Origin of the sequence: Cytobacillus sp. IB215665, assembly GCF_033963835.1 — a bacterium.
Classification (GTDB): Bacteria; Bacillota; Bacilli; order Bacillales; family SM2101; genus Nanhaiella.
Genome location: NZ_JAXBME010000017.1, coordinates 86,863 through 111,222, shown reverse-complemented (window position 1 = coordinate 111,222; position 24,360 = coordinate 86,863). Strand labels below are relative to the sequence as shown.

The window sequence follows — 24,360 nt, the reverse complement described above, 5'->3', positions numbered from 1 at the left end:
CTGAGGTGGAAGCGTGGTGACACGTGGAGCTGACAGATACTAATAGATCGAGGACTTAACCAAGTTGAAATGTGTAGCAAGCTCGCTCATATCCATAGGGCATTGGAGCTATCGACGAGAAGTTGTTTTGTAACTTCGTGGGAGAGAGCGAAATGACCGTAGGATATAGCTTGCGAAACTGGACAAATAAGAAACAAGCTTTATTCAATGAATGTCTATTATCTAGTTTTGAAGGAATATCAACTTATTCCTACATATTATGTCTGGTGACGATGGCGAAGAGGTCACACCCGTTCCCATACCGAACACGGAAGTTAAGCTCTTCAGCGCCGATGGTAGTTGGGGGTTTCCCCCTGTGAGAGTAGGACGTTGCCAGGCTCATTGTTCCACAGTAGCTCAGTGGTAGAGCTATCGGCTGTTAACCGATCGGTCGCAGGTTCGAATCCTGCCTGTGGAGCCATGCTTCCATAGCTCAGCAGGTAGAGCACTTCCATGGTAAGGAAGAGGTCACCGGTTCAAGCCCGGTTGGGAGCTTACAATGAAAAGTATTGGCCCGTTGGTCAAGTGGTTAAGACACCGCCCTTTCACGGCGGTAACACGGGTTCGAATCCCGTACGGGTCACCACGGAGGATTAGCTCAGCTGGGAGAGCACTTGCCTTACAAGCAAGGGGTCGGCGGTTCGATCCCGTCATCCTCCACCATTAAATTTTATGCCGGTGTAGCTCAACTGGTAGAGCAACTGACTTGTAATCAGTAGGTTGGGGGTTCAAGTCCTCTCGCCGGCACCATCTATAAACATATGGAGGGGTAGCGAAGTGGCTAAACGCGGCGGACTGTAAATCCGCTCCCTGAGGGTTCGGCGGTTCGAATCCGTCCCCCTCCACCATGTTTTTATTGTAAATAATAATGGGCTATAGCCAAGCGGTAAGGCAACGGACTTTGACTCCGTCATGCGCTGGTTCGAATCCAGCTAGCCCAGCCACTTATATTTTTTGTTTTGAGCCATTAGCTCAGTTGGTAGAGCATCTGACTTTTAATCAGAGGGTCGGAGGTTCGAGTCCTCCATGGCTCACTCTTAAGACGATATCTTTTTGATAGGTAAAATACATACTACCAGAAACATCTAAATCATGTGATTTAGATGTTTCTTTGTATATATATACAAAATGTTGTTCAGTTGAATCATTGATGCTATTACAGATAAAATATAAGTATAGTCTAGAAGGGGGAAAATGTTGTGATGAAACAAGTATCAATAATTGGAGTACCTATGGATTTAGGACAAATGCGTAGAGGGGTAGATATGGGGCCTAGCGCGATTCGTTACGCAGGTGTTACAGAAAGACTTGAGAATTTATCTTATGAAATAGAAGATTTAGGGGATATTGAAATTGGTAAACCAGAGAGAGCAAATGCTATTGTAGAAAATCATAAACTCCGCAACTTGAAAGCGGTTGCTGAAGCGAGTGAACGTTTAGCAGATAAAGTCCAGGGTGTAATTAAAGAAAAACGTTTTCCATTAGTTCTTGGTGGAGATCATAGTATTGCCATTGGAACATTAGCTGGAGTTGCAAAGAGTTACAATAATTTAGGTGTGATTTGGTACGATGCTCATGGCGATCTAAACACAGAGGAAACCTCACCGACAGGAAATATCCATGGGATGCCGTTAGCAACAAGTATGGGTATTGGTCATAAGACCTTAACAGAGATAGCAGGATATACTCCAAAGGTTAAACCTGAAAATATCGTTATAATTGGCGCAAGATCACTTGATGACGGAGAAAAAGAACTAATTAAAGAAAAAGGTATAAAAGTTTATACGATGCATGAGATTGATCGATTAGGTATGGCTAATGTTATGGAGCAAGCTATTAATTACCTTAAAGATCGTACTGATGGCGTACACCTGTCATTAGATTTAGATGGCTTGGATCCTCATGATGCTCCAGGTGTAGGCACACCTGTAATTGGAGGGATAAGCTATCGTGAGAGCCATTTAGCAATGGAAATGTTAGCAGAAGCAAATATTATCACATCTGCTGAATTTGTTGAAGTAAACCCTATACTTGATGAAAGAAACACTACAGCTACTGTTGCAGTAGCATTGATTGGCTCGCTATTTGGAGAAAAACTACTTTAACGAAAAAATGTATGGACTGTTATTTTAGGTGGAGTGAAATCTCCACCTAATTTTATTAAGAAACACGTTGACTATAGAATATAAAATATATTAGAAATGATTGCTTGCTATAAACTCTATCTTTAGTACTAACTTTCCCTTTCTATATCACCGAATTTTGTAATCCTCATGGAAATTATACTATTTTAAACACACCCTTCCTTAATTTTGTTAAAATATTTATATGCATATTTTGAAACCTTTTATAAGTTAGAGACGTAAATAAGCTAGCCGCATGGAGCGGGGGTATGAATGGTATGGAAACAATTGTTAAAAAAAGGATAAAACAAGTTATTAAAGGAGATCAAAACGCATTTGCAGAAATTGTAGAAATTTATAAAGATAAAGTATTTCAATTATGCTATAGAATGCTTGGAAATCGTCATGAGGCTGAGGATATTGCCCAAGAAGCTTTTATTCGTGCATATACTAATATTCAAAGCTTTAATCAAGATCTCAAATTTTCGACTTGGTTATACCGAATTGCTACAAATCTTTCAATTGATAGAATTAGGAAAAAGAAACCAGACTATTATTTAGATGCAGAAGTTTCTGGAACAGACGGACTGACTATGTATTCTAATGTAGCTGCGGACGAAGCTTTGCCTGAAGAAGAGCTTGAGAGACTAGAGTTACACGAAACGATTCAAGGTGAAATATTGAAGCTTCCAGAAAAATATCGTACAGTCATCGTATTGAAATATATTGATGAATTACCATTAAAGGAAATAAGTAAAATATTGGATTTGCCTATAGGAACCGTTAAGACGCGGATTCATCGTGGTAGAGAAGCATTAAGAAACCAACTTCGAAATGTATAATGAAGGGGTGATTAAAATGAAATGTCCTGAAAACATTGTTTATTTAATGCATGAATATTTAGATGAAGATATTTCAATTGAAGATAAAAATTTGTTAATTGATCATGTGAAAAGTTGTGAAGACTGTGAGGCGCACTTCCATGAACTTAAAAAGTCCATTGCTCTCGTTCAAAGTATTTCTCATGTAGAGGCGCCTAGCAATTTCACAAATAGCGTAATGCAAAGTTTGCCTAAAGAAAAACGATCAGCAGGCGCAAAGCGTTGGTTAAGAAATCATCCTTTTCTAACAGCTGCATCGCTTTTTATCATCTTAATGGCAGGTAGTATATTTTCAAACTGGACAGAGGATGACCAGTTTACTGTATCTAAACAACCGAATCTAATTATTGAAAACTCTACAGTGACCGTTCCAGAAGGGGAAATAGTTGAAGGACCAGTCATTGTGAAAAATGGTACGCTCAAAATAGAAGGGCAAATTAACGGTGATGCAACAGTAATTAATGGTGAAGTAATTAATGGGGAACAGTATCTTGCTTCTGCTGGCAAAGTAACAGGTGAAATTGAGGAAATTAATGAATTATTTGAATGGTTATGGTATCATCTAAAGGATATTGCAAAGGATACAGTAAGTCTATTTGACCAAGATCAGTCAAAATAGAAACAGAATAATGAGGGTCATCTTAATAAAGATGACCTTTTTTTCTAAGGTTGTTTTCCTTAATTGTGCTTTGCGTAATAAGAGTTAAACACGAATATCTCTATATGAGGGGCATCTTTTCTCCTGAAAAATCCATATAAAGCATATAATAAACACCAGTTACTCAAATTTAAGTAGAAAAAGGAACAAGGTTTACGAAAAGAGTTAAGAAATCAAGGTCCCATATAGCTTTATTATAATTTTTACATTTGCAACAAAGTTTAACGAAAAAACTTAATACTAATAAAAGATATTTAATACATTATTTTAGGTTTAATTAGGTTTGGTATGATATATGCTATAATAGTCATATTTATATAGAAGAGTAGTTCAAGTACTTGAATAATGGAGGAAGTGTGAGAATGTCTTCAGAGGGTCTCTCAATCTTTAATTATCTAGGTATTATCGTCGATATTCTCGTTGTTTGGTATGTTATCTATAAGCTAATAATGGTCGTCCGAGGAACGAGAGCTGTACAGCTTCTCAAAGGAATCACTGTTATTATAACCATTCACATATTAAGTCAGTATTTGGGCTTAAAAACATTAGGGTGGTTAATGAACCAAGTGATAACATGGGGATTTTTAGCTATCATTATTATTTTTCAGCCTGAACTACGTCGTGCACTAGAACAATTAGGACGAGGTAGATTCTTTTCAAGAATTACGATTAATGAGGAAGAAGAACAAGCAAACTCAATTGAAGCCATTGTAAAAGCTACAGGTTATATGGCAAAACGTCGTATTGGCGCTTTGATTACTATTGAGCGTGAAACAGGGATGAGCGATTATATTGAAACAGGAATACCACTTCATGCTAAGGTTTCTTCCGAATTGCTTATCAATATTTTTATCCCAAATACACCACTTCATGATGGAGCAGTCGTATTGCAGAATAATCAAGTGGCTGCAGCAGCGTGTTATTTACCATTGTCAGAAAGTCCATTTATATCTAAGGAGCTTGGAACAAGGCATCGAGCAGCGTTAGGTGTCAGTGAAGTAACTGATAGTCTTACCATCGTTGTTTCAGAAGAAACTGGTAGTATTTCTCTAACTAAGAATGGTGAATTACATAGAGATTTAACACAAGATTCTTTTCGAGAACTTCTTACAAATGAACTAAAACCAACTCAAAACCAGGCTACTTCTACTCGTTGGCAATGGAGGTGGCAAAAGAATGGATAAGTTCATGAACAATCGATGGTTTATGAGGATTATCGCCCTGTTATTGGCCTTGATGCTGTATATGTCTGTCTATATTCAAGAACAGAAAGAGCAGAGTGATGGAAGCCTTACGCTACCTCTTTTTGATGATTCAACTGAAATATTAGAAGACATACCTGTTGAGGTTTTGTATGATCAAGAGCGATTTGTTGTAACAGGTGCTCCTCAATCAGTTGATGTGAGATTAGATGGACCAACAAGCAAAGTTAAAACGATAATAGCATTAAGAAATATAAAAGTTTATGCTAACCTAGAAAACAAATCAGAGGGTAATTACTTAGTAACGCTAGAATATGAGAATGTGGATGATAAGGTAAACGTTACATTTGAACCAAAATCCCGATATGAGGTAGCTTTGCATGAAAAAGTAACGCAAGAATTTGCTATCAAAGTGGATTATAATGAATCTTTAGTAACAGAAGGGTATACTGTAGAGAACTTGGTGCCTGAACCTACTATAGTCTCCATAACAGGGGCAAAAGAAGAGGTTGAAAGAACTGCAATCGTAAGAGCTTATATTGATTTACAGGATGTTATTGATGATATAACAGTTGAATCATCAGTGACAGTACATGATAAAGATGGGCAACCATTAAATGTGGAAGTTGAACCAGCAAATATTAGTGTTGGGGTTTCCATTACAAGTCCAAATAAAGTAGTACCACTTAATTTTATAGAAGAAGGAACGTTACAAGGTATATACATCAAGAACATTGAAATGGTTCCGGATAAAGTAACTGTCTATGGACCGAAAAATGTCATTGATAGTATTACGAAAGATGATGTCATTGACATTCCTATCGATCTTAATAGCATAACTAAAGATGAAGAAATCATCATCCCTATTAAGCTTCCTGAAGGAGCTGCGAAAATAGATCCTGTAGAAGTGAAGGTTGCGATTGATGTAGAAGAAGAGGTTACAGAAACTTTTGCCGATATACCGATCGATTATGAAGGGTTAGGAGAAGGCTTAGCCTTAAGCTTTTCTGACCTGGAAAACGGTGTACTAGATATAACGGTAACAGGTAGAAAGAGCTCTATTGAAAATATAAGCAACAATAATATTACAGCAACGATAGATGTAGCGAATTTACCTGTAGGAGATTATGAAGTACCTGTTGAGGTGTCTATTTTAAATGAAGAAGGCATTGAACCGATCGATATTTCTTTGGAAATACCTATAGAAACTGTGAAAGTTAATATATCTGGTATTGAGTAAATATATAAACGGTAATTGTCCTAAAAAGGAGCGAATAAAGGAAATGAGTAAATATTTTGGTACAGATGGAGTGCGAGGGGTTGCTAATAGTGAGTTGACGCCAGAATTAGCATTCAAAATTGGTCGTTTTGGAGGGTATGTCCTAACAAAGGATGAAGAACGTCCTAAAGTTCTTATCGGGAGAGACACCCGTATTTCTGGTCATATGCTTGAAGGGGCTCTTGTCGCAGGTCTACTATCAATTGGAGCCGAAGTGATGAGATTAGGAGTTATCTCTACACCAGGTATTGCTTACTTAACGAAAGCGCTAGGTTCTCAAGCAGGTGTAATGATTTCTGCTTCTCATAACCCTGTTCAAGATAATGGGATTAAATTCTTTGGTCCTGACGGTTTTAAATTGTCAGATGAACAAGAAGCAGAGATAGAAGAATTGTTGGATCGACCTGAAGATGAGTTGCCACGTCCAATCGGAGGCGACTTAGGGCAAGTGAATGACTACTTTGAAGGTGGACAAAAATATTTACAGTTTTTAAAACAATCTGTTGATGAGGACTTTTCTGGCATACACGTCGCACTTGATTGTGCGCATGGTGCTACTTCATCATTAGCGCCACATCTGTTTGCTGATTTAGAAGCAGATATATCAACGATGGGAACTTCACCAAATGGTGTGAATATTAATGATAACGTGGGCTCAACACATCCAGGAAGTTTGTCAGATCTCGTAAAAGAAAAGGGGGCTGACCTTGGTCTTGCATTTGATGGTGATGGAGATCGGTTAATTGCTATTGATGAGAACGGTGATATTGTTGATGGCGATCAAATTATGTTTATTTGTAGTAAATATTTGAAAGAGCAGGGACGCCTAAAGCATCAAACAGTCGTATCTACTGTAATGAGTAATATTGGTTTCTATAAAGGATTAGAAGAAATTGAAGTACAAAGTATACAAACAGCGGTAGGTGACCGTTATGTTGTCGAAGAAATGAAGAAAAATGGTTATAGCCTAGGTGGAGAACAATCAGGTCATATCATCTTTTTAGACTATAACACGACTGGTGATGGTTTATTAACAGGGATTCAGCTCGTTAACATTATGAGAGCAACACAAAAGCCATTGTCTCAACTTGCGAATGAAATGAAAAAGTTTCCTCAGCTACTAGTGAATGTGAGAGTTACTGATAAAAATAAAGTGCTAGAAAATGATAAAATCAAACAAGTGATCGAATCTGTTGAGCGTGAAATGAATGGCAATGGTCGAGTTCTGGTCCGTCCATCTGGTACTGAACCACTCATTCGTGTGATGGCAGAAGCATCGACAGAGGAATTGTGCCAAGAATATGTTGAACGCATTGTTGCTGTCGTGAAAGAAGAGACATCAGAGGTATAAGCTTGCTAAACGTTTGAAGAATATGTGTACAAGTTCGCTCTTAATAATAGATGAAAACACCCTCACAAGAAATAGATATGTGAGGGTGTTTTAGGATGCTATCTTGCTCATGGGCACCTTAACTAACACGTAATGTGTTTATCATGCATATTTTATAAATAGAGCAATAGCTCGAGATTAGAGGTAAGTGTTGAAAATATACAGTTAAATTTGACGATACGAATGGAAATCATGTAAGATATTAGGTATAGCTTTATTCAAGGACAGAAAGGTAGGGTAGGAAAACGACATATTTAAGCGCCTGAACTAAGTAAAGGACGAACAACTTAGTTGACGAGGAGGAGGTTTATCGATTTATCGGCGGATACCTCCCGGTTGCACTGATTACGACCGCAAGCATATACGAAAACAAAGAGGTGACTTTTTGCACAAGCGTATGTGTATAATCAGCAAAAAAAACAACTTGGCAAGGGGGCGAGTAAGTCCCCATACTTCCTTGCCCCCTTATTATTAGGGAGGACGAAGAAACATGTGCGGAATTGTAGGATATATTGGTCAACAGGATGTAAAGGAAATTTTATTAAAAGGGCTTGAGAAACTCGAGTATCGTGGTTATGATTCAGCTGGAATAGCAGTTGTAAATGAATCTGGTGTACACGTATTTAAAGAAAAGGGACGAATTGCTACATTACGAGAAAATGTAGATAGTCACGTAGACTCATCGATGGGGATTGGCCATACAAGATGGGCTACACATGGTGTACCTAGTAAAACTAATGCGCATCCTCATCAAAGTGCATGTGGTCGATTCACGTTAGTGCATAATGGTGTAATAGAGAACTACTTATTGTTAAAGAATGCATATTTACAGAATATCACTTTACAAAGTGAGACAGATACAGAAGTTATTGTCCAAATGATTGAGCAATTTGTCGTTGAAGGTTTATCTGTAGAAGAAGCCTTTCGTAAAACAATGAGTGAGCTGAAAGGTTCATATGCGATTACAATGATAGATGCAGAAAATGATGAGACGATTTATGTAGCCAAAAATAAAAGTCCATTATTAGTTGGAGTCGGTGACAACTTTAATGTAGTTGCAAGTGATGCAATGGCGATGTTACAAGTAACAGATCAGTTCATCGAATTAATGGATAAGGAAATTGTTATTGTTACAGCGCAGCAAATGGTTATTAAAAACTTACAAGGTGTCGTCAAAGAACGTGAGCCATTTACTGCAGAGCTTGATGCGAGTGATATAGAAAAGGGAACATACCCACACTATATGTTAAAAGAAATCGATGAACAGCCACTTGTCGTGCGCAAAATTATTCAACAATATCAAGATGACCGTGGAAAATTGGCTATTGATCATCATATTAGTGAGGCATTAGACGAAGCAGATCGCATTTATATTGTAGCTTGTGGAACGAGTTATCATGCCGGTTTAGTCGGAAAACAATTTATTGAAAGAATGGCTAAAGTACCAGTTGAGGTACACGTAGCAAGTGAATTTTCTTACAATATGCCACTGTTATCGAAAAAACCACTGTTTATTTTTATATCTCAAAGTGGTGAAACAGCCGATAGTCGAGCTGTCCTTGTCCAAGTGAAAGAACTTGGTCATAAAGCCTTAACGATTACAAATGTACCGGGTTCTACACTATCACGTGAAGCGGATTACACCTTATTGCTACATGCTGGACCTGAAATAGCAGTTGCATCAACAAAAGCATATACTGCCCAAATCGCTGTACTGGCGATATTAGCTGCAGTAACAGCTGAACGAAAAGGTGAACGCTTAGATTTTGACCTTGTGACAGAGCTTGGAATGGCTGCAAATGCAATGGAAGTGCTATGTAATGAAAAAGAAGAATTTGAACAAATTGCACGTGAGTACTTGTCAACAACGAGAAACTGCTTCTTTATCGGTCGTTCAATAGACTATTATGTAGGACTTGAAGGTGCACTTAAGTTAAAAGAAATCTCATACATCCAAGCAGAAGGCTTTGCTGGCGGAGAGTTAAAGCATGGAACAATTGCCCTTATTGAAGACGGTACTCCTGTCATTGCACTTGCCACACAAGACCATGTCAACTTAAGTATTAGAGGAAACGTAAAAGAAGTCGTTGCACGTGGTGCTAATCCTTGTATTATCACTATGAAAGGTTTGGAGAGTGATGATGATCGTTTTGTCATCCCTACTGTTCATGAGCTACTCACACCACTCGTATCAGTCATTCCTTTACAACTTATTTCTTATTACGCAGCCCTACACCGCGACTGCGACGTTGACAAACCTAGAAACCTTGCCAAATCAGTAACTGTTGAGTAGGATTGATTAAATTTTAGAAAAGAGTTGTCATATTACAACTTAGTCGTGACTTATACAACTCAATCGTGACCTAGCGTTGTACTTTATTAGTATAGTATTGGATGCTTGAATGGATAAACTGGTTAGTATCAGAGTGCTAACCAGTTTTTTTATATGCATTTAAGAACCTAATTAAACATGCCTATTCTCTACAGACACCGAAGCTCGAATGGTATTTTAGTGTTGATATTGTTTTATTGAAAGTAAGTTGTACTCTGAATATTCAAAGGGAATGTCTCAAAAATTGAGATATTCCCTTTTTTTAATTAGTATTTAAAAAAATCGATCATTTTCTTCCTATGTTATTCCATATTCGCGCCATATTGTGGAAGACTCGAGTCATAATAATCTTAAAAGAGAATAACAGTCTTCAAGAAAACTGCCCTATTGCTCAATACCAATTATTTCAAATATCAGACTTTTACTCAAGATATATTTCCATAAAAAAGAAGCTTATCTTGTTGCAGATAAGCCCCCGTTAGAAAATATTTTATATGGTAACTTTATTTTATCAGAAGTGGTCCTTACTTAAATTCCAATATCAAAATAACCTGTAAAATTTCGTCGGCTTTTTCATCTTAGAGTAAGGGTTTATCCCGGCCTCTTTAAACTACTATCAATACAATAATCTAGTTACTCTCTTACACTACCTATTTTAATCTTTGTCTTTAACTCATCTAACAATTCATTCTCTAATATAAAATAACCAGGATTAACTATAGTTACATTAAAAAGGTCTTGCTGCAAAGTATTCAATTTATTTAACTCTTTTTTGGCTGTTTGTAACTCTCCATCTAAAAAGTCGATAATACATTTAGCTCTTAAAAACCCATATTCGTTAACATTGTTTGAAGGATCTAGTTTACTATATAAACTTTTTAGTTTATAGTAATCTAAGTTATTTTGTGAGTTAAGAAATTCAACCATGATCCGTGATGAGTTTAATATTTCTTTTAAGTCTTTACTAGGGTCAAAACGCATTAACTCCTTTAAAGTTAATAAACGTTCTTCATTGGTATCGACATCCATCCCTTGATAATAAATTAAAGTATGAACATGTTCCTTATACTCAAAGGAATTATCAGATGTCATTAAATTATTCTTTAAATATTCTACTGTCTTAATATCCCAATCTTTTGGTCTTCTCACACTTAAAAGTTCATTCATTATAAGAAAAGTGTTTAAATACTTTTTTGTATTTAAATCATTTTTCAATAAAGTTAGTAACTCTTTTCCGTCAGTTTTATTGTTTTCATCACCAAGTGGAAGAAGTGTTGCTAAAGATATTAATATATTTATAAGAAAGAAAGTGTTCAGAAACTCTATATTAAAAATAGAACCCAATGTTAAAAACAGTGTTGCTAACATTATACTTATTAATGGGCCACCAGCAGTATAAATTATTAATTTTTTTCTTATCTTTGTCTTATTGGTCAAATAAGACCGTGTTACTCCTCCAGCCAATTCCCAATTATCATTTTGAAAAATCTTTAATTTCCCATTAGATTTATAAATTTTAATTGGGCCTAGAATAACAAATTCAAAATCGAATCCCGCTATTTTTCCAGCTATTACATGTCCAATTTCATGTAACAAGAGAAATACAAACATAGAAAGTAACAAAAAGATACCTCTATAGAAATTCTCTTGGAAATCCATAATTAAAGAAAGAACATAAATTACCATAATAAACAAAGGAATAGCAGAAACTGGTTTCAACAATACACTTTTGATATTGGATCACTACTTTCTAAAAATATACTAACCTATTCTTCTCAAGCATTTTGCTATTAATTACATCTTGGAAAGAATCACATTCAAACAATCCATTGTTCTCCCAATATTGATATTCCGTATGATTAGGTGGATAATCACTGTATACATACTTTAAACCTTGGTTGGAAGACGTGTTCTAATTCGTCTGTACTTTTGACTTTTTTGGTTTCATTAATATAATCATAAATATTAGAAGCAAAACCTGTTAACTGAGAATCTGTAATTTGAGTTTCATGATCAAGACCTATTTTTTCAACAATATAGAGCCCTAGATAATTAACAATTTTACGTAAATACGCATAAACAAATTGCATACCATTATTTGAACATGAGGACACTACAGTCCCTGGTTTTCCAGTTAATCTTAATAAATGTGTCCAATAGGTTATTCTATCGATAAAAGCTTTCGTATCACCTGAGACATTGTGACCGTAAACTGGACTTGCAACAATAATATAGTCTGCAGTGAGCATACCCTTTTTTATAATTTTCATGTTATCACTACTATCATCTTTGTCAATTTTACACGTGCCATATTCAAAGCATTGCGTACAACCTGTTGAGTTATACGGTGTATGAAAATCAATTATTACTTTCTCCTTAGAAACTTGATTAAATCTCTATGAGTTTATTTATAAAAACGTTTAAACTGGAATTCTCATTTCCACTTCCAGAGTAAATGAATATCTTTTTCAAATTATACACTCCCCATAGTTAAGACTGAAGGTACTTGATTATTGGAATGAATTCTCAAAAATTGATATCCAATTCCTGATAATCCATTAAACAATGAAATATTTGGAAAACCATCTATTGAATCTACTCTATATCCGTTATTAGACTTTGAATGTTTTATTACTTCATTTGCTATAATTTTTGTACAGTTAAGGTAGTAACTATCTCTTGTTAGTTCAAAATAATGTAAAAACAATTCTACCGTACCAAAATTGCCATGACAAAGTCCATCAAGATTTTTGTAATACCCGTTGCTTGCAATTTTCATTACTTTCTTAAATTTGTCATACAATTATGTCACGACTAAGTTGTAATGAGGCTAATTATTTGGAACGGTATGATAGGTGTTAGAAAAGATATTATGTCATGACTGAGTTGTCACACTACAAGAGTTCTCAAATTACAGCTTAGCTTTATTAGTATAATATTAAATGATTGAATTCGAACAATGATTTTATAATAAAAAACTGGTTAGTTATAGTGCTAACCAGTTTTTTTGCATGTATTTGAAAATGTAATCAAACAAGTCTATGTTTTAGCACGTTTGTGAAACAAAAAGTAAAAAGGATGGTACAGTAATGGGCATTTGTAGAATGTATTATCCTTATTTTTAGACTTTTTACTATTTAGATCTTGATTATTTTTACTACAACTGAATTTTTTCCGACTCTATTAATCATTGATAAAAACAGATGGTGAAAAGGCCATATCAATACTTAAATTGTCATTCAAGCTCCAGAGTCTGGACTTTAGTTTCATTTATCTACGTGAAAAAAGTAAACAAATAAAGAGCCAAGCAAAGCTTGATCAATCGGTTGTTGTTGCGGAAGAGGGGTTATCAGCACTTAAATAGCTTAGCATTGTAAATCCGTATGTTCGGGATTGGACCCCTATTTGATGAATAATGAATAATGACTATGATATATTATTAAATATAGCTACTTAGAGGATGTACTATTTGGTCAGAAGGAGGATATAAGTTGTGAGTGAAACATGCGTTCCAACTGGTGTTGAGTTAAAAAGTACTGATTTTGGTTATACACTGTCCTTGATAGGCGGTAAATATAAAATGATTATTATGTATTGGCTTTTTGAAAATAAGGTTATGCGTCATAATGAGTTGAAAAGGTGTATTGCTACAATTCCATTTAAAACGTTAAGTGTCATGTTGAAAGAGCTTGAAAGAGATGATCTCATTATACGAAAAGAGTTTCCCCAAATACCTCCAAAAGTTGAATATTCATTATCTGAACGAGGGCTTTCCCTCATTCCGTTATTAGATATGATGTGCGAGTGGGGAGAGAAAAATCGTTTGTCAGTCTCCGAAGTTGGCAAGTAGGAGTTATAACAAAAAAAAGTATTCTCTGAATTAGAGAATACTTTTTTTGTTATAGTGCCTTAAGAAATTCTAGATAATCATGAGCACTTTGTTCAATTTCACTCTTGGATGGTTCATATTCTGCTCCATAAAACGCAAAGAACGAACGATAATCTGCTTTGCAATATAAAGCAGTTGTTTTAAATGGAACTAAAATCTGTTCAAGTGTGAATTGATATCTTCCATTATCACTGTAATCTTCATTTCTTATTCCGGCAGATACAGCAAGAGCAAGCTTACGACCTTGTAAATTATCTCCTCCTTGACCAAAGGCCCATCCGTGAGCTAAAACATCGTCCATCCATTGTTTAAGAAGAGGTGGGCAATTAAACCAAAAGATAGGGAACTGAAAAATAAGATTTCCATGAGATTCAACCAATTTTTGTTCTCTTTCTACATCTATTTTTCCATCAGGATAAACTTTATATATCTCATGGATAGTATATTGTTCAGGGTGTTTTTTTAATTCTTCAACCCATCTATTATTAACAACGGATGTTTCTATATTTGGGTGTGCTATGACAACAAGAGTCTTCATGTCATCCTCCTAAATTTTATTTATTTCAACCTCGGAATTTATTATAAACTCAACAGCACATATATGTAAGTACGCACAATTAGTACAGGTACTTACCTAAAGGTAAGTATTATTGATCTTTCCTCCTTTGTGAGGGAGCTGGTTTTTCAAAACGGAAGTCACCCACAAGGAAAATACCAATTTATATTTGTTTGAATCTCCTACATATATACAGTCAATTGACTACACACACGTCTATACATACTAATTTCAATCTCATAATATAAAGAAAAAATGAGGTGAAAATGATGTATAACGATGAAAAAGATAGCGTTTGTAACAGCTATAAGATCATACCTCCACCACCACAAGGAAAACAGGGTCCAAAAGGACCACGTGGGAAACAAGGATTACAGGGACCGCAAGGAGAACAGGGACCGCAAGGAGAACAAGGACCGCAAGGAGAACAAGGCCTGCAAGGAGAACAAGGCCTGCAAGGAGAACAAGGCCTGCAAGGAGAACAAGGCCTGCAAGGAAAACAAGGCCTGCAAGGGGAACAAGGGCGGCAAGGAGAACAAGGTCTACAAGGAGAACAGGGATTGAAAGGGGAACAAGGGCCACAAGGAGAAATAGGTTTTCAGGGACCACCAGGAGAACAAGGGCCACAAGGGGATAGTTCGGGCAGTCAGGTTGTCCTTTTGCAATCATTATTGGCAACAAAGAGCAATATCGAAGCGGTTGTGGAAAAGGAAGTCTCCAAAATAAGTGATTTATACAACGTTATGAAGTTTGAAGAACAGCAGAAACTATTAGACGAAACATTAAAGATGATTGATGAAAAGCTAATGGTGTTGCTGAATCAAAGTATGGAAGCAAAGAAACAAGCCGTAGCCAAGAAAAAAAAATGGTGGAAATTTTGGTCATAAACATTCTATAATTGCACATAAAATTATCATTAAAAATGAGCACTATTTTATCCTAGTTATCTTGAGCTTTCCTATGTAACTATGGGGTGTGTATGTGACGATTATTGACTAAATGCTTTTAAATGAAATTATCTTTTTTTTATGTACTATGCTGCGTATAGATATTATAAATATAAAACACCGTGCTAGAGCAAGCGATTGACTAGGTGGAGCTACAATCCCATCCAGTAATAGACTTTGTACCCTGTCCTAGAAATTGTGGGCAGGGGAATATTAGAGGATAATTAATCCAAATGTTCTTTATAAAATCTGTGCGTAACCTTTGTTGCTTTTTCGATTACATTATAGGACATGATGTGCATTAAATCATTTTTTATAAAAGATGAGATGCCCCGAATACTAGTTATATTCATGTTTAGCTCTTATTACGAAAAGCAATAAATAAACGCTGAAATAGCCTCTGTGTGTGTCCTTAATCAATATAATGTGTATCTCATAAACAAAGAATCTTGTAGGAAAAAATAAATAACCCGAAAAAGAAGTGACTCCCAAGTTGCATGACGTCATAAGTTAGGTCGAAATGTTATACTATTTAATAGAAATCGAGATCATAAACGAGGTGATTCGAGTGAAAGTAATCGAAACTGATAGATTAATTCTTCGGTGGGTAGAATACAGTGATGATGCATTTATCCTAACATTATTGAATGAGCCTGGATGGATTCAATACATAGGAGATAAGGGAATTAAGACATTGGATGATGCGAAAGATTATATTGCATCTGGACCTCGAGCGATGTATGAACGAGAGGGTTTTGGCCTTTTCTTGACAGAGACTAAGGAAGATCACACTCCGATTGGTTTGTGTGGGCTGATTAAGAGGGCCGGTCTTGAGGATGTGGATATTGGTTTCGCATTTCTGGCTGACTATCAATCTAAAGGCTATGCGTATGAGGCAGCTAGAGGGACAGTGGAATTTGCTAAAAGACTGAACTTAAACCGTCTTGTAGCAATCACCTCGAAAGATAACTACTCGTCTGCCAAATTATTAGGGAAGCTTGGCATGGAGCTTGAAGGGTATATGACACTTCCAAATGATACGGAAGAGCTTAAATTATTTGCTTTGAATATATAACACTACCATGATTCATTAGAAAATATTTTTTATGGGATTGTTTTGGCCTTGGTAGGTGTTAAAAAATATCCTCCTTACTAAGTACGAATGATGGATTGCTCTATGAAAAGCCTTTAAACACAGTAGAGGAATGGTCAGAAAAAATAAATATGATTACTGGGTATGATAAGCAATTTCTTATTGAAGCATTAGAAATATATAAAGATTTATTTGAGTTAAACTCTCGGTGATCTTATTAAAAAAGTGGCGCTTTTTACTATAAAAAGCGTCTTTCTTTATGACTTGTCCGAGGTTGTTGAGTAACCATACTAGTAATCTCAGCGTTGGTTGTTAAGTTAATGATTATGCCATTCAAGAGCTGCTCATTCATCTTTGTTCATTATTGGCTGAACAGTATTCGTTAATTGATGAAGAATAAATCTATAGATATTAAGCAATGTTATTCAATGTGAAGGAAGTGACCATTGATCTAGGTGAACCTACAAAAACTACATTTAGTGTTATAGGTAATTAACAATGACATCATGAAGCAACGGTTGAAATCACTCACGTGTAAGGGTCTAACAATTACGTGAACGGATGAGTAAAAAGAAGTGTTTGGAGTTGAATGTGAGATTATTAAATGTATTTATTTGTAATTTAAAGGAGTATGTATTAAAATGACTATAGTCATAAATTGACTACAGTCAATATAATGGAGAGGAGGAAAATCTATGTTACGTGAAGAACGAAAAAAAGAATTAAAAAAACAGATATTCCTTAAATCAATTGAATTGTTTAAAGAATATGGGTATGACAATGTGACAGTTGAAAATATTGCTTCTTCATGTGGAATCGCTAAAGGAACATTTTTTAATTACTTTCCGAAGAAGGAACACGTTTTATTGTATTTGGGTCATTCTCAGAATGATTTATTTCAAGAGATCATAAAAAAACATCAAGATTTAAAAATTAAAAATAAGCTTCTACTTATTTTTAAGGAACTATTATCCGTCTATTTGGAAAATACTGATCTCCTAAAGCTTACGCTATCTGAAACCATTAGATCAGCATTAAAGGATGAAACAAGGAATATTGGTTTTTTTAAAGAAAGCTTAGCTGAATTGCTTGAAGACGCTATAACAAACGACATGTTACCTACACATTTTTCCTCAAAGACGATTGCCTCAGTACTAATAGGAATCTATTTTAATACTTTAATTAGTTGGTCTGTTAATGAAGGCCAAAGTAACGATATCTTTACTATTTTCCAAGATCAGTTTGAAGTGGTTTGGCAAGGAATTGATGGAGGCTCGAAGTACGAAAACCTACATTAGGAGGTAATATTGTGCAGCTATTATTTATTTACTTACCGGTAACGATTTTAGGTTTAGTTAGTTTGTTGCATTTTTATTGGCTTTTTGGTGGTACATGGGGATTTCAAGCTTCATTACCAGAAAAAACAGAGGGAGGCACATTGTTTACCCCTAGATGGTTTGAAACCCTCATTGTTGCAGTCGGGTTAATTGGTGTGGGGGTTATATTATTAGTTCAAAATGAACTCATTCCATCTTGGGAATTAAATTCTTGGATGAAATGGGCGAGTATCATTCTTACATTCATTTTTTTGATAAGAGCAATAGGTGATTTTAAATATTTAGGGTTCTTTAAGAGAGTGAAAAATACAACCTTTTCAAAGTACGATACAATATTATACTCCCCTCTTTGCTTGTATTTAGGAATTTCTTTCATGATTTCATGGCTACAATAATGTTTGAGATACTTAGTTAAGTAAGGAGATATGGATTCTTATTAACATGCAATAAATTCTTTAATCGATCTTTAGATATGGGCCTTTCAGGAAGAAGAATGTCATTGTATATGGTTGTTTTCACACTAACCATAAACATGATCGTGGCATCGCTTCTCCCTTAAGGTGATGATAACAAGCAACAAAGTTTACGAAAATAGTTTTAGTAGAGGTTTAATAAATACATTAGCAGAGTATTTAGATCATTTTTTTCATATCGACGTTTCTTTTGGCTGCTTAACTTTGTTTCAATCAACATATACATTGAATAAACAAAGGTTTTTATGACGTTGTCACATTTAAGTGTTGGGGGTCAGGCCCCCAGCGGAATTTCTAAGACAACTGTCGTTCCTTTGCCTTCAGTGGAATGTATTCGAATAGATCCTCCAGCGGCTTTTGCTCTTTCCTTCATACTGAACAGGCCAACTCCACGCGAAATTTTATTAATATTAAAACCTTTTCCTTTGTCTTCAATGACTACACGTATTTCTTCATCCATTTCTCTAATGGTAACAGTTGCGTCTTCGGTATGAGCATACTTTCTAATGTTCGTAAGAGCCTCCTGAATAATTCTATAAATAGTGATTTCTTTGTTTGAGTTTAACCGGTAATTTAAAAAACAATCAAAATGGACGCTAATATGATAATATTCTGTATAACGGACCAAATACGATCTAATGGCAGGTATGAGACCTAAATCATCGAGAACAGATGGACGCAATTCCCAAGAAATATCACGGAGCTCTTCAATAATTTCAGTCGCTTCATCTTGCAGTTGATCAAGTAGTGGATGGTTTATTTCTTCCTTCAGCCTATTTATCGTTATGAGGTGGCTATATAAATTTTGTCCTATGCCATCATGAAGCTCTCGTGATAGGCGTTTCCTTTCATCTTCCTGTATATCAATGATTTTTGTCATCATTTTTTTAAGCTCTTCTTCAGCATTTTTTCTTTGAGTCACCTCATGGCGAATGGCTAAATGCTGATAAGGTATCCCATCCTCATTTAAGAACGGTACAATAGTAGTATCCACCCAATAATACGTACCATCCTTCGCTTTGTTTTTTAATTCGCCTTTCCAAACATGACCTGAGGAAATTGTTGTCCAAAGCTCTTTAAAAAACTCTTTGGAATGATGGCCAGAATTAATAATTTTATGATCTTTCCCAAGAAGCTCGTCCTTTGAGTATTTTGAGATCTTACAAAATTGATCATTAACATAGTTAATGATACCTCTTTGGTCTGTGATCGCGACAATGGAGGAGGCATCGAGTGCAAATTTAAGGTCAACAAGTTCATTCAATTGGTAGCTTTGTTGCTCGTTTAATCTCGACCTATCCTTTACAGTGTATAAGTTCATGAGGAAGAATAACTCGTCATGTAGTTTAAAAGAGCTTATTTTAATAAAAAGTGAAAATGTGTGACCATCACGGTGTCTGCCGTATTGGTGTATAATCTTACCTTCACGGTTTTCATTTATAACTAAGTCAGGAAGTACGTATGACAGCGTCTTTCCGATTAATTCTTTTGCCTTATAACCAAAATTGTTACATCCGTGCTGGTTTATATATGAGATGATGCCAAAACCATTAAGGAGAATGGTAGCATCTCTTGAACCAGGATCAATCTTAGTAGGATCAAGTGAAAGATGATTCCTGTCCATATTATTGGCCTCCAGTTGCATTAAATTAGTCTGTTTAATTTCTCTTCCAATATTTTCGCTGTTTCTCTAACTGTTGCTTGTTCGCGTTCATTTATAGCTCTTTTTTCCCTGTTACCTGCCAATATGACTCCTTTAGGGATGTTATTTGAAAAAATCGGGACAGCATAAGCAAAAAGAATATTTTCAGCAAGCATAATAGGATACTCAAGCGCCTTTCCCAATATTTTTTCTGGAAAATTTTCTATATACATGGGCCTACCTGTAGAAATCACTCTCCCAGCTATCCCTTTGCCAAACCTAAGTGTTATGCGTTTATATTTATCGTTGCTGTTTCCAGCAGCATAATGCCATTTTATGTTGGGCCCTTCCGTATTTTGCAGGGCTAAGCCAATAAAATCGCATTTTAATTGTAATAATAATTTTTCACATACTTGATTAATCTGCTCATCGCAGGCTGCCAACCTACTTACTTTATATTCCATAGCCTAATAACCCCTTTTTTAATGCATAAGCTACAAGCTCTGGACGAGTTTTCATTTTAAGTTTTTCCATCAGATTTCCTTTATGCGTTTCCACAGTTTTAACACTGATGACCAATTTTTCACCAATATCCTTATTAGAAAAGCCTTTAGCAATCAATGTAAGGACCTCTTTTTCTCTATTTGATAATAAGTTAAAAGTGTCGGCATTTCCATCTTTCACATTTCCGAGATATTCCTCCATCAATCGTTTCGTAGCATTAGGGTGCAAATAGGCGTCGCCAATCGCAACAGAGCGAATAGCAGCAACCAACTCATCATGTGGCGCACTTTTTAAAATACAGCCTGATGCACCTGCTTGGATAGCTCTGAATAAATATTCTTCGTCATCATGCATTGTCAAAATGAGAATGGCTATATTAGGCATAAGCTTTTTTAATTCTGATGTCGCGGATAAACCATCTTTACCATGGGGCATACTTAAGTCCATAACGACAACATCTGGATTAAGTTCAAGCGCCTGTTGAATGCCCTCATTCCCTTCAGAAGCCTCACCAACAACCTGCATATCCCCTTGGTTGTTTAATAGCATTTTTAATCCCATTCGTACGACAGCATGGTCATCGCATAGCAAAATTGTAATCAATCCCGCTCCCCCTTACTAATGTTTGCACTTATATTATAGTCATTATGTTAAAAAAGAAACAAGGGAATATGCTATGCACACCCCTTGCGTATATGTATCTCTATAACGGAAGGGAGATGTCTATTGAAGTCCCTTCTCCTATATTAGAAGTAATGGTGCACGTGCCTCCGATTAACACTAATCGTTCGATCATAGCTGCAAGACCTGTGGATTTTTTCATGCCGGTGTTCACATCAAAGCCTTTGCCAGAATCGTGAATGTTTATTTTTAACACCTTAGGTTTCCACATGAAAGTAATATGAGCTTTCATTACATCTGCGTACCTTGCTATATTAGCTAAGGCTTCCTGACACACTCGAAATAGCGTAATGTTTGTTTGTTCATCCATTCTCATTTCATCACCTTCGCTTACTACCTCAACAATAACTCCATATGTTGAAGTATAAAGCTTTAAGTAGCTTTTCAAAGCAGGCAGTAAGCCAAGAGTAGGAAGGGTAGGTGGATGCAATTCGACAGCAAGAATACGCATTTCATTTATTGTTTTTTCTAACATTTGCGTCATATCATCAATATATTCTTTCATTCCTTGTTGATCTATTGCCGTTCTTAAAAATTCCATACTCGTATATAAGCTATAGAGGTTTTGACTCACACCTTCATGTAATTCTAGAGCAATTCGTTTAATTTCATCCTCTTGAGACTGAATAATATATGAGGAAACATTCTTTTGCTTTTTAGGCATGTCTTTCATGCACCCCCCTTATTTCTTTAACATTTAAAGTATGATTGCAGCATACCAGGTCTGATTTATGATGCTTTTGCAACTTCTTTTTCTTTTGAGTGTACCTTTCGCTGATAGTAATACCAGTTTAATACTAATGAAACGACATACAATCCAATAAAGATATAAAAAGCATTGACTGGTGTTCCTGTTGATTCAACAGACCACCCAAATAGTTTTGGAATAAAGAATGAACCATATGCTGCAAATGCAGCCGTAATTCCTAAAACAGGAGCTGCTTCTTTAACAGGGAAGATACCAGGTATCATTTGGAACGTTGATCCAGAACCGATTCCAGATGCAATAAATAACAGTAGGAATGATGCAAGGAAACCAGAGAAAACTTCCATATTTGTAAAATAGATTACACCTAAAGATCCAGAGATCATTGTTATAAATACCCAAGCGGTAACAATTGCTCCTCCGAATTTATCAGACATCCATCCCCCAACTGGTCTTGCTGCTGCAGCAAGAAATGCACCTAGGAAAGCGACAGATAGATATTCTGGGAATTGAGCTTTTAATAGTAAAGGAAAAGCTGCTGCATAACCGATAAATGAACCGAATGTTGCTACGTAAAGAACGGTCATAACCCATGTATGCTTGCGTTTAAGAACAACAAATTGATCTGAAACAGATTGTTTTGCAGTAGGAATATTATCCATTCCAAAATAGGCAACAATGGTCAATATAACGATAGGTACAACCCAGATAAATGCAGCATTGTGTAGCCATATTACTTCACCGTTTGTGAGTTGTTGTCCTTTTCCTAAAAATGCTAAAGATCCAGTTGCAATAATAAGTGGTGTTACAAATTGTACTACAGACACACCCATATTACCTAATCCACCATTAATACCCAAGGCCGTTCCCTTTTCTTTCTTAGGGAAGAAGAAGCTCATATTAGCTGAGCTTGATGAAAAATTCCCTCCACCAAGGCCACAAAGCGCTGCTAGCAATAGCATAACTGAATATGGAGTTTCAGGGTTTTGAACCGCAAACCCAATTCCGATAGCAGGAATTGCAAGGATTGCTGTTGAGAATACTGTCCAGTTACGTCCACCGAATGTTCCAACGGCAAAAGTATAAAAGAATCGTAATGTTGCGCCTACAAGTCCAGGAACTGCAGCTAGTGTAAACAGCTGCTCAGCCGTAAAGTTAAAACCGATATCATTTAATCGGACAGCTACTACTGACCAAATTTGCCATACAATAAAAGCCATCATTAATGTTGGAACTGATATCCATAAATTTCTTGTCGCATGTTTTTTCCCTTCTTGCTGCCAAAACTTGTCATCTTCCGGGTTCCACTGAGTAATTCGTTTGTTCTTACTCATGTTAGTCACTCACCTTTCTAATTACGTAATATAATGCATGTTCTGAATCAAAAGCTTTCCATTCATTATCGTGTTTGTTTACACTTGAACTTAACGGGACTGCAAAGAAGTTCATGTGATCAAAATAAATGCGCAAATGAGTTTCATCTGGACACAAAGCTGTTTTTTGAATGATTTTAGGTACAAAGGGAGCTTTGTCATCATCCTGATCATCGAAAATAGCTACCTCCACATTTTGTAGGACAAAAGAATTCAAGTCGTTTTTGTTAACGAGTTCCACAAGTGCTGCACCCTTTCTTAGGAGGATATATATATATTTTGTATCCTTGTAAATATTCCCAAAATTGGTCGCGAGCGTGGTCTTCGATATAATGGATTGTTTCTTCTTCAGATTTCCATCTGCTCATACCCTTAACCTCTGCTACGACGATATCGATGCCTTGCTCGTTCTTTTCTTCAAGATACCAGTTTAAGTTAACCTCATTGAATAGCTCGGTTAGCATAGGCTCAACAACAGCTATAAAGTTGCCAGTTGACTTCCTTACGAAACAAAAATCAATATAAGTTTCACTGTTCATCACACTCACGCCTCACGTTAATCGTCTTTTTATAAGCTAGTATTGCTAAGGGGAATGATACAAAATTTAAACCGGCAAAAATCAACACATTTACGTAGTTTTCATAATAGTATTGATGAACCATATACTGGGTAAAGACAATATTTAATAATAAAATAGCGCTTAAGATGATTACACCTATATAGCTACGTTTCATAACGCTTCACCCTTTCTGCATAAATTGCACCGTTTTCAACTTTGACCTTTATTTCAGGCAGAGGTCTTCTTGGAGGTCCTGCAGTAGGTGCACCTGTTTCAACATCAAATTTGCCATGATGGCAAGGACAAATCATTTCACCTTCCTCCTTCACCCAGAAAACTGGGCAACGTAAATGTGTGCATGCATTCTGATATGCAACATATTTGTTTTCTGCCAAGCGAATCAAAATGGCGTCATCATGCTCACTAGGGAACTTGAATTCTACTGCATCACCAATTGGTAAGTTGCTTACGTCAGTTATTTTCTTAAGTGGATATTCTTTGTCTCCTAGACCCATTAATTCTTTAGCTGCTACTGCTCCCCATGGAAGTGAAGACACTGCGAATACACCTGCAGCTCCAACCAATGTTTTCATAAACCCGCGTCTGTCCAGTCTTCTTTCATTATTCCGCTCTATATTATGAGTATAATTATCTTCATTAAAGGGAATTTTGTTGTTATCAGACATCCCTCATCC

Annotated in this window: 27 protein-coding genes, 8 tRNA genes and 1 rRNA gene; 22 read left to right on the top strand and 14 right to left on the bottom strand. The window is 36.0% G+C overall.

What is annotated here, in order from left to right; all coding sequences use genetic code 11:
* Positions 1-262 precede the first annotated feature (262 nt).
* From rrf to glmM, 15 genes are all read left to right on the top strand, one after another.
* Positions 263-378: ribosomal RNA gene (rrf, locus tag SLH52_RS18315) — 5S ribosomal RNA — on the top strand.
* Positions 379-385: 7 nt separating this feature from the next.
* Positions 386-460, top strand: a tRNA-Asn gene (locus tag SLH52_RS18310).
* A 1-nt stretch (position 461) separates the two neighbouring features.
* Positions 462-534, top strand: a tRNA-Thr gene (locus SLH52_RS18305).
* Between the two features lie 16 nt (positions 535-550).
* Positions 551-625 (top strand) — tRNA-Glu (locus SLH52_RS18300).
* Between the two features lies 1 nt (position 626).
* Positions 627-702 (top strand) — tRNA-Val (locus SLH52_RS18295).
* Positions 703-713: 11 nt separating this feature from the next.
* Positions 714-789 (top strand) — tRNA-Thr (locus SLH52_RS18290).
* A gap of 13 nt (positions 790-802) precedes the next feature.
* Positions 803-887: transfer RNA gene (locus tag SLH52_RS18285), tRNA-Tyr, on the top strand.
* 21 nt (positions 888-908) lie between these two features.
* Positions 909-983: transfer RNA gene (locus tag SLH52_RS18280), tRNA-Gln, on the top strand.
* A gap of 17 nt (positions 984-1,000) precedes the next feature.
* Positions 1,001-1,073 (top strand) — tRNA-Lys (locus tag SLH52_RS18275).
* A gap of 168 nt (positions 1,074-1,241) precedes the next feature.
* A complete protein-coding gene (rocF, locus tag SLH52_RS18270; protein ID WP_320210703.1) occupies positions 1,242-2,144 on the top strand; it encodes an arginase in 903 nt (300 codons plus the stop codon).
* 296 nt (positions 2,145-2,440) lie between these two features.
* A complete protein-coding gene (gene sigW / locus SLH52_RS18265) occupies positions 2,441-3,004 on the top strand; it encodes an RNA polymerase sigma factor SigW (RefSeq protein WP_214483887.1) in 564 nt (187 codons plus the stop codon).
* 16 nt (positions 3,005-3,020) lie between these two features.
* Entirely contained in the window at positions 3,021-3,662 is a 642-nt protein-coding gene (locus SLH52_RS18260; protein ID WP_320210696.1) for an anti-sigma factor, read from the top strand.
* A gap of 401 nt (positions 3,663-4,063) precedes the next feature.
* Positions 4,064-4,885, top strand: coding sequence for a diadenylate cyclase CdaA (gene cdaA / locus SLH52_RS18255; RefSeq protein ID WP_320210695.1), 822 nt, complete (start codon positions 4,064-4,066; stop codon positions 4,883-4,885).
* Entirely contained in the window at positions 4,878-6,143 is a 1,266-nt protein-coding gene (locus tag SLH52_RS18250) for a YbbR-like domain-containing protein (RefSeq protein ID WP_320210694.1), read from the top strand. Before cdaA ends, SLH52_RS18250 begins: the two co-directional genes overlap by 8 nt.
* Positions 6,144-6,186: 43 nt before the next feature.
* Positions 6,187-7,533, top strand: coding sequence for a phosphoglucosamine mutase (gene glmM / locus SLH52_RS18245; RefSeq protein ID WP_214483891.1), 1,347 nt, complete (start codon positions 6,187-6,189; stop codon positions 7,531-7,533).
* A 346-nt stretch (positions 7,534-7,879) separates the two neighbouring features.
* On the opposite strand, the gene SLH52_RS18240 is transcribed toward glmM, so the two are convergent.
* Positions 7,880-8,023: a hypothetical protein gene (locus tag SLH52_RS18240; protein WP_214483892.1), complete on the bottom strand. Its 144-nt coding sequence runs from the start codon at positions 8,021-8,023 to the stop codon at positions 7,880-7,882.
* A 39-nt stretch (positions 8,024-8,062) separates the two neighbouring features.
* On the opposite strand from SLH52_RS18240, the gene glmS reads away from it, so the two are divergent.
* Positions 8,063-9,865 carry a glutamine--fructose-6-phosphate transaminase (isomerizing) gene (gene glmS / locus SLH52_RS18235; RefSeq protein WP_320210693.1) on the top strand — a complete coding sequence of 601 codons (1,803 nt, stop codon included), beginning with the start codon at positions 8,063-8,065 and terminating at the stop codon, positions 9,863-9,865.
* A 672-nt stretch (positions 9,866-10,537) separates the two neighbouring features.
* Here glmS and SLH52_RS18230 read toward each other — a convergent pair.
* The 3 genes from SLH52_RS18230 to SLH52_RS18220 form a co-directional block, all read right to left on the bottom strand.
* Positions 10,538-11,623, bottom strand: coding sequence for a site-2 protease family protein (locus SLH52_RS18230; RefSeq protein WP_320210692.1), 1,086 nt, complete (start codon positions 11,621-11,623; stop codon positions 10,538-10,540).
* Between the two features lie 152 nt (positions 11,624-11,775).
* Complete coding sequence (locus SLH52_RS18225; RefSeq protein WP_413785561.1) at positions 11,776-12,201, bottom strand: flavodoxin family protein; 426 nt, start codon at positions 12,199-12,201, stop codon at positions 11,776-11,778.
* Between the two features lie 176 nt (positions 12,202-12,377).
* Positions 12,378-12,683 carry a lanthionine synthetase LanC family protein gene (locus tag SLH52_RS18220; protein WP_320210691.1) on the bottom strand — a complete coding sequence of 102 codons (306 nt, stop codon included), beginning with the start codon at positions 12,681-12,683 and terminating at the stop codon, positions 12,378-12,380.
* Between the two features lie 714 nt (positions 12,684-13,397).
* Between SLH52_RS18220 and SLH52_RS18215 the strand changes: the two genes are divergently transcribed.
* Positions 13,398-13,754 carry a winged helix-turn-helix transcriptional regulator gene (locus tag SLH52_RS18215; RefSeq protein WP_214483894.1) on the top strand — a complete coding sequence of 119 codons (357 nt, stop codon included), beginning with the start codon at positions 13,398-13,400 and terminating at the stop codon, positions 13,752-13,754.
* A 49-nt stretch (positions 13,755-13,803) separates the two neighbouring features.
* On the opposite strand, the gene SLH52_RS18210 is transcribed toward SLH52_RS18215, so the two are convergent.
* Positions 13,804-14,331, bottom strand: a complete 528-nt coding sequence (locus tag SLH52_RS18210) for an NAD(P)H-dependent oxidoreductase (protein ID WP_320210690.1) — start codon at positions 14,329-14,331, stop codon at positions 13,804-13,806.
* Between the two features lie 297 nt (positions 14,332-14,628).
* On the opposite strand from SLH52_RS18210, the gene SLH52_RS18205 reads away from it, so the two are divergent.
* The 5 genes from SLH52_RS18205 to SLH52_RS18185 all read left to right on the top strand — a co-directional run bounded on the left by SLH52_RS18205 (position 14,629) and on the right by SLH52_RS18185 (position 18,121).
* Complete coding sequence (locus tag SLH52_RS18205) at positions 14,629-14,913, top strand: hypothetical protein (RefSeq protein ID WP_320210689.1); 285 nt, start codon at positions 14,629-14,631, stop codon at positions 14,911-14,913.
* Entirely contained in the window at positions 14,910-15,236 is a 327-nt protein-coding gene (locus tag SLH52_RS18200; RefSeq protein ID WP_320210688.1) for a collagen-like protein, read from the top strand. The genes SLH52_RS18205 and SLH52_RS18200 overlap by 4 nt, the downstream gene beginning before the upstream one ends.
* Before the next feature lie 628 nt (positions 15,237-15,864).
* The gene (locus SLH52_RS18195) at positions 15,865-16,371 is read left to right on the top strand and encodes a GNAT family N-acetyltransferase (protein WP_320210687.1); all 507 of its coding nucleotides are present in this window, start codon (positions 15,865-15,867) and stop codon (positions 16,369-16,371) included.
* A 713-nt stretch (positions 16,372-17,084) separates the two neighbouring features.
* Complete coding sequence (locus SLH52_RS18190; protein WP_320210686.1) at positions 17,085-17,687, top strand: TetR/AcrR family transcriptional regulator; 603 nt, start codon at positions 17,085-17,087, stop codon at positions 17,685-17,687.
* A gap of 11 nt (positions 17,688-17,698) precedes the next feature.
* A complete protein-coding gene (locus tag SLH52_RS18185) occupies positions 17,699-18,121 on the top strand; it encodes a DUF3995 domain-containing protein (protein WP_320210685.1) in 423 nt (140 codons plus the stop codon).
* 352 nt (positions 18,122-18,473) lie between these two features.
* Here the strand turns inward: SLH52_RS18185 and SLH52_RS18180 are convergent, their stop codons facing one another.
* The 9 genes from SLH52_RS18180 to SLH52_RS18140 all read right to left on the bottom strand — a co-directional run bounded on the left by SLH52_RS18180 (position 18,474) and on the right by SLH52_RS18140 (position 24,351).
* The gene (locus SLH52_RS18180; protein ID WP_320210684.1) at positions 18,474-19,823 is read right to left on the bottom strand and encodes a PAS domain S-box protein; all 1,350 of its coding nucleotides are present in this window, start codon (positions 19,821-19,823) and stop codon (positions 18,474-18,476) included.
* A gap of 20 nt (positions 19,824-19,843) precedes the next feature.
* The gene (locus SLH52_RS18175) at positions 19,844-20,305 is read right to left on the bottom strand and encodes a GAF domain-containing protein (RefSeq protein ID WP_320210683.1); all 462 of its coding nucleotides are present in this window, start codon (positions 20,303-20,305) and stop codon (positions 19,844-19,846) included.
* Positions 20,295-20,948: a response regulator transcription factor gene (locus SLH52_RS18170; RefSeq protein WP_284730479.1), complete on the bottom strand. Its 654-nt coding sequence runs from the start codon at positions 20,946-20,948 to the stop codon at positions 20,295-20,297. The genes SLH52_RS18175 and SLH52_RS18170 overlap by 11 nt, the downstream gene beginning before the upstream one ends.
* Before the next feature lie 100 nt (positions 20,949-21,048).
* The gene (locus SLH52_RS18165; RefSeq protein WP_320210682.1) at positions 21,049-21,690 is read right to left on the bottom strand and encodes a sensor histidine kinase; all 642 of its coding nucleotides are present in this window, start codon (positions 21,688-21,690) and stop codon (positions 21,049-21,051) included.
* 65 nt (positions 21,691-21,755) lie between these two features.
* Positions 21,756-23,066, bottom strand: coding sequence for an MFS transporter (locus tag SLH52_RS18160; protein ID WP_320210681.1), 1,311 nt, complete (start codon positions 23,064-23,066; stop codon positions 21,756-21,758).
* A gap of 1 nt (position 23,067) precedes the next feature.
* Entirely contained in the window at positions 23,068-23,346 is a 279-nt protein-coding gene (locus tag SLH52_RS18155) for a hypothetical protein (RefSeq protein ID WP_320210680.1), read from the bottom strand.
* Positions 23,333-23,644: a hypothetical protein gene (locus tag SLH52_RS18150; protein ID WP_320210701.1), complete on the bottom strand. Its 312-nt coding sequence runs from the start codon at positions 23,642-23,644 to the stop codon at positions 23,333-23,335. Before SLH52_RS18150 ends, SLH52_RS18155 begins: the two co-directional genes overlap by 14 nt.
* Positions 23,634-23,840, bottom strand: coding sequence for a hypothetical protein (locus tag SLH52_RS18145; RefSeq protein ID WP_214483908.1), 207 nt, complete (start codon positions 23,838-23,840; stop codon positions 23,634-23,636). Before SLH52_RS18145 ends, SLH52_RS18150 begins: the two co-directional genes overlap by 11 nt.
* Positions 23,830-24,351, bottom strand: coding sequence for a Rieske (2Fe-2S) protein (locus SLH52_RS18140; RefSeq protein WP_214483909.1), 522 nt, complete (start codon positions 24,349-24,351; stop codon positions 23,830-23,832). The genes SLH52_RS18145 and SLH52_RS18140 overlap by 11 nt, the downstream gene beginning before the upstream one ends.
* Positions 24,352-24,360: the final 9 nt, after the last annotated feature.